The 4,959-nt window shown below is 72.9% G+C and carries 2 protein-coding genes; both read right to left on the bottom strand.

Annotation, left to right across the window (positions count from 1 at the left end):
• Nucleotides 1–97: 97 nt before the first annotated feature.
• Nucleotides 98–3,883: a hypothetical protein gene (locus AB0K14_RS40785; RefSeq protein WP_360466727.1), complete on the bottom strand. Its 3,786-nt coding sequence runs from the start codon at nucleotides 3,881–3,883 to the stop codon at nucleotides 98–100.
• A gap of 206 nt (nucleotides 3,884–4,089) precedes the next feature.
• The coding region (locus AB0K14_RS40780; RefSeq protein WP_364340573.1) for a PaaX family transcriptional regulator C-terminal domain-containing protein at nucleotides 4,090–4,959 on the bottom strand (870 nt) is incomplete at its 5' end.

The raw sequence follows: 4,959 nt of genomic DNA, 5'->3' as shown, positions 1-4,959 counted from the left end.
CCCTCGCCCACACCTACCGACAACCAGCCCACACCATCGCCCAGACCGTCCTCGACACCATCCCCGTCGACAACCCCTGAATATCCGCCGTCCGGCGTCACCCGTCGCACATCGACAGGTGCTCGTCCGGGTCCAACTCCGGCGTGTGCTCCTCCAGACCGGCGCGGGTGAGGTCGCCCCGCACCTGCTCGCACGCGTCCGCGAGCACCCCGTCGGGACCCACGAAGTCCAACCGCCAGACGCGCACGGTGCGGTCGTCGCCACCCGTGTGCAGTTCGGCGGTACCGGGGCGGAAGCGCACCACGTTGACCTTGTCGCGGTGACCGGTGAGGGCGGCCCACGGGGTGGGGGCGGCGGGATCGGCGACCTCCCACAGCCGCACCGTGCGGTCGTAGCTGCCGCTGGCCAGCTTGCCGCGGCCGTCGAACGCGACGCTGAGCACCGGGCCGGTGTGCCCGACGAGCGGTTCCCCGAGCGGGTCGCCCGTGCGGGCGTCCCACAGGCGCACCGTGTTGTCGAAGCTCGCCGTCGCGACGACCTCGCCCGTCCGGTCGAAGGCCACCCCGCACACCAGGTCATGGTGGCCGACCAGCGGTTTGCCCTTCGGGGTCCCGTCGGCGGCGTTCCACAACCTCGCGACGTGGTCGAAGCCGCCGGTGACGAGCGTGGTGCGGTTGTCGTCGATCGCCATCCCGCACACCGCGTTCTGGTGCGCGGCACCCGTGCCGGGCGCCTTCAGCTCGACGGGGTTCCGGAGGGTCGTCCCGCCGTCGGTGATCTCGACGTCCCACCGGTTCACCTTGCCGGTGGTGTCGCCGGTGAACACCGTGTCGTCGTCCGCGCCGAAGGTGATGGCGTGGACGGTGCCGGGCCGCTCGGCCGCCGTGGACCAGTGCCCGTTCAGGACGACCCCGACCCGGTCGAAGTCGGACACGTTCGCCATCTCGCTGCCGCCGGCCACGGCGACCCGGTTGCCGGACCCGCTGAACGAGACATCGGTGTAGACCGCGTTCGGCCCGCGCAGGAACTTCCCGTCGCCGCCCCAGTAGTTCGTCAGGACACCGCCCGTGGCGTCGACGGACACCCCGTGCTTCCCGTCGTCGGTGAAGGCGATGTCGTTGACCGCGCCGGTCGAGGACACCTGCGAGCGGTCGACGCTCCACCAACCGAGGGTGCCGTTGTCGTTGGCCGTCACCACCCGGAAGGAGCCACCGACGAACACGGCGCCGAACGCGGTCGTGTCCTGGGATTCCAGGGTCGTCCTCTCCGCGGAGGTGACCACGCCCTCCTCCCGGGTGACGTTCCACAGCCGCGTCGTGAGGTCGAAGCTGACCGTCATCAAGGTGCAGCCCGGCTGGTTGCCGCTCGTCCCGCACGACTCGCCCGGCGCGAAGGCCACGTCGTTCACCGAGAGGTCGTGGCCGGCCATCGCATCGAGCAGGGCTCCGGTGCCGCCGTCCCAGAGGCGCGCCGACTGGTCGTCGCCGCCGGTCGCGAGCAACGACCCGTCGGCGTTGAAGTCGACCGCGAGCACCCGGGCGTCCTTGGCCACCACCGACGTGCCCAGCGGTCGCCCGGTGACCCGGTCCCACCTCCGGACGGCGCCGACCGTGCCCGCGACGATCTCCGTGCACCCGTCGCAGGGCCGGTAGGCGACGTCGAACACCGGTCCCCCGTTGTCGCCGAACGCCGGCCCGTGCGGCTCCCCGGTCCCGACGACCCACTGCTTGATGCCCGGGTCGGCCCCCGCCGTGGCCAGCGACGCGCCGTCGGCGCTGAACGCGACTTCGAAGAGGTCCCCCTGTCCGGCGTCGAACTCCTTGCGCCCCGCGTCCGACATGGCGTCCGGCCACAGCACGACCTTTCCGGTCGCCTCGGTACCTCCGTCTTCGGAAGGCGCCGCAGGTGTCCCGGGTCCGGCGGTCGTCGCCGCGAGGACCTTGTCGCGGCTGAACGCGAGCGCGGTGACCGGGCGCCCCAGGTCCATCTCCCGCACCACCGTGCGGTCCGCCGGGGACAGCAACCGGACGATCCCCTCCTCGCCGCCCGTGGCGATCAGCTGCCCGTCGGCGGTGGCGGCCACGGTGAACAGGGGGCCGCCGAGCTCGGTGGTGCCGTCGTACGGGTTGGTCTGCGTGCTCAGCACCGCGCCACGCGACTCAGGGGTGTGCGCCGTGTTCCAGGAGGCGAGCGCGAACAGGACCGACGCCCTCGGGTTGACCGCGCTGAACTTCTCGCCCTGGGCGACCAGCTGCTGCGCCCGTGCCTCGCGCTCCGCAGTGGCGGCGACGGACGCGCTGTAGGCCGCCATGCCGGCGAAGACCAGCGCGAGGACCGTGACCACGGCGAGACCGCCGACCATCCGCCGCCGCCTGCGGGTGTCGCGCTGCTGCGCGTGGCGTCCGGCCGCCAGGAACTCCTGCTCCGACGGTGACAGCACGACGTGCCGCTTCTCCGCGGCGGCGCGCGCGTCGGCCAGCACCACACCCCGGTACAGCGCGTCCGGTGGGCGGTTCTTCCGCTCCCAGGTGGCCGCCGCGTCGGTGAGCCGCTGGTGCACCAGCAGGCCGTCGCGGTCCTTGTCCAGCCAGCCGCGCAGCACCGGCCACGCGCGGATCAGGGCTTCGTGGGTGATCTCGACGGCGTCCCGGTGGCGGGTGAGCAGCCGTTTCGCGGTGAACGCGTCGAGCACCGCCGCCGCGGCGACCGGGTTGTCACCGGTGTCGACGAGTTCGGCGCGGGACAACCGGCAGCGCGCGTCGTCGGTGCCGTCACCGATCTTGACCAGGCGCAGGAACAGCGACCGCGCCACGCCCTGTGCCACCGGGTCCAGTCGGGCGTGCACCTGGTCGGCCGTTTGGGCGATCGCGCGTTCGATGCCGCCGGTCGTGCGGTAGCCGTCGACGGTGAGCGTGGCGCCGTGCCGCTCGTACCACGCTCCGCGCAGCGCGTGGGCCAGGAGGGGCAACCGGCCCGCCTCGTAGCCGGTCGCGCCTTCGGTGGCGCCCAGGTCACGCAGCAGCAGTTCCACCAGGCCCGGCTCGATGTCCAGCCCCGCGGCGCGCGCCGGGTACACGATCGCCTCGCGCAGTTCGGAGTACGACATCGGCCCGAGCACCACGGGGCTGTCCTGGAGCGCCACCCGCAACGCCGGGTAGTCGGCGCAGGTGCCGTAGAAGTCCGCGCGCACCCCGATGACCACCAGCACGTCCGCGCCGCTCGCGGTCGGTGCGGCGAGTCGGCTGAGCACGTCGACGAACGCGTGCCGCTCGCCCTCGTCCGCGCAGAGGGTGAACAGCTCCTCGAACTGGTCGACCACCAGCAGCACGCGGGACGCCGGGTGCCGTCCCCTGAGCCGTCCCGCGCACCACTCGGGGTGCGAGACCAGTGCCTCCGCCACGACCGTCGGGTGGGCGCCGATCAGCGGGGCGAGCTGCACGGCGAGGGAGCGCAGCGGCTGGGCGGTCGGCGTGAACACCGACTTGGGCCACGTCCGCGACCCCGGCAGCGCCTGGCGATGCAGCCGGGGCAGCAGACCGGCCCGCAGCAGCGACGACTTGCCCGCACCCGAAGGGGCCACCACGACCTGCACACCACCGGAGGCCGCCCGCCGGCCGAGCAACCCCAGCAAATCGGCCGTGGTGCGGTCCCGGCCGAAGAACCAGCGCGCCTCCCCCGGCCCGAACGCGGCCAGACCGGGGTACGGGCAGGCGTCGACGACCACTCCGGACTCGAGCCGGCGAGTGCGGCCCGTGCCGTCGTGGAAGTGCAGGTGGCTGTCCCGACCGGACTGGTAGACGACCGCGCCGTTGGCCGCGTTCGCCTCCAGGTTGACGTGGTTCACCGGCGACGGCACCGACCACTTGTCGGTGTTCGATTCCATCCACGACCCCCGGTGCGGTGGTGCCACTGCGTCCGCACAGATCCTGTTTGCACCCGAGCCGTTGTCGGCCGCACTTTTCGTGGATGGACGTCACGATTCAGCGCGGGTGGCATGTCCGAGAACGTCGAGCTCGTCCACGCCGACATGCGCGACGTCCCGGAGACCAACGGGTTCGACGCCGCGGTCTGCCCCGGCAGCGGCTTCGGCTACCGGCTCGCCCGCGTGCCGACCGCGTCCTGGTCGGCGCCGATGCCGGCTGACGCACCGCCGAAGCCGGTGGCCATTTGGGCGACGGTGTGGGCGCGGATGTCGGGGTGGGGTTCGTTGTCGAGGTGGGTGGCGACGTGTCGGACGTGGTGTTGGGCGGGGTGGGCGAGTCCGTCGTAGACGGCGAGGAAGATGTCGCGTGCGTGGGTGCGTGGCCAGTCGGGTGGGAGGAGTGCGAGGGGGAGGAGGGGGTCGATGGCGGGGAAGCGGCGGTAGGTGTCCATGACCTCGGTGCGGGCGCGGACGGCGTCGGCGCCGGTGACGTGGCCGGTGCGGATGCGGGGGAGCAGGGGGTTCCAGCGGTGGATGAATTGCTGGTAGCGCTCGGCGATGGCGGTGGTGTCCCAGGCCTGGATGGGGTCGCGGGTGGTGCCGGTGGTGAACCGCAGGTGTCGGGCGCGGAAGGCGGTCGTGGCGCCGGGGGTGGCGGCGACGAGTTCGGTGTGGTCCTGTTCGGTGAGGGGGTGGGGTGAGACCCAGACGCCGTCGTAGAGGGGTGCGTAGCCGCGCCAGCGCAGTTGGGCGCGCAGGGAGCTGCGTCGGGTCTTCTCCTGTTGGGGCATGGTGAACACGAAGGCGGTCCACTGTCCGTCCCAGGTGTCGGGTCCGGCGGCGAAGGCGGCGATGGAGGTGCCGCCGACGGACAGGTCGACGGCGGCGGGTTCGGTGAGGCGGTAGGAGCTGTGCCGGCCGCGTCGGGTGCCTTCCAGCACACCGCGCCGGGCGAGCCGGCTGATCGCGGTCCTGGCCGCGCCGGCGGTGACGCCGGACTCGCCCAGCAGGGCCACGATCGCCGCGGTCGGCAGCCA

Source organism: Actinosynnema sp. NPDC050801, from assembly GCF_040673975.1.
Classification (GTDB): domain Bacteria; phylum Actinomycetota; class Actinomycetes; order Mycobacteriales; family Pseudonocardiaceae; genus Actinosynnema.
This window is presented reverse-complemented; position numbering and strand designations above follow the sequence as displayed.

Coding starts and splice junctions, on each gene's coding strand:
- AB0K14_RS40785 (WP_360466727.1), bottom strand. CDS start 3,883: ATGGAATCGAACACCGACAAGTGGTCGGTGCCGTCGCCGGTGAACCAC.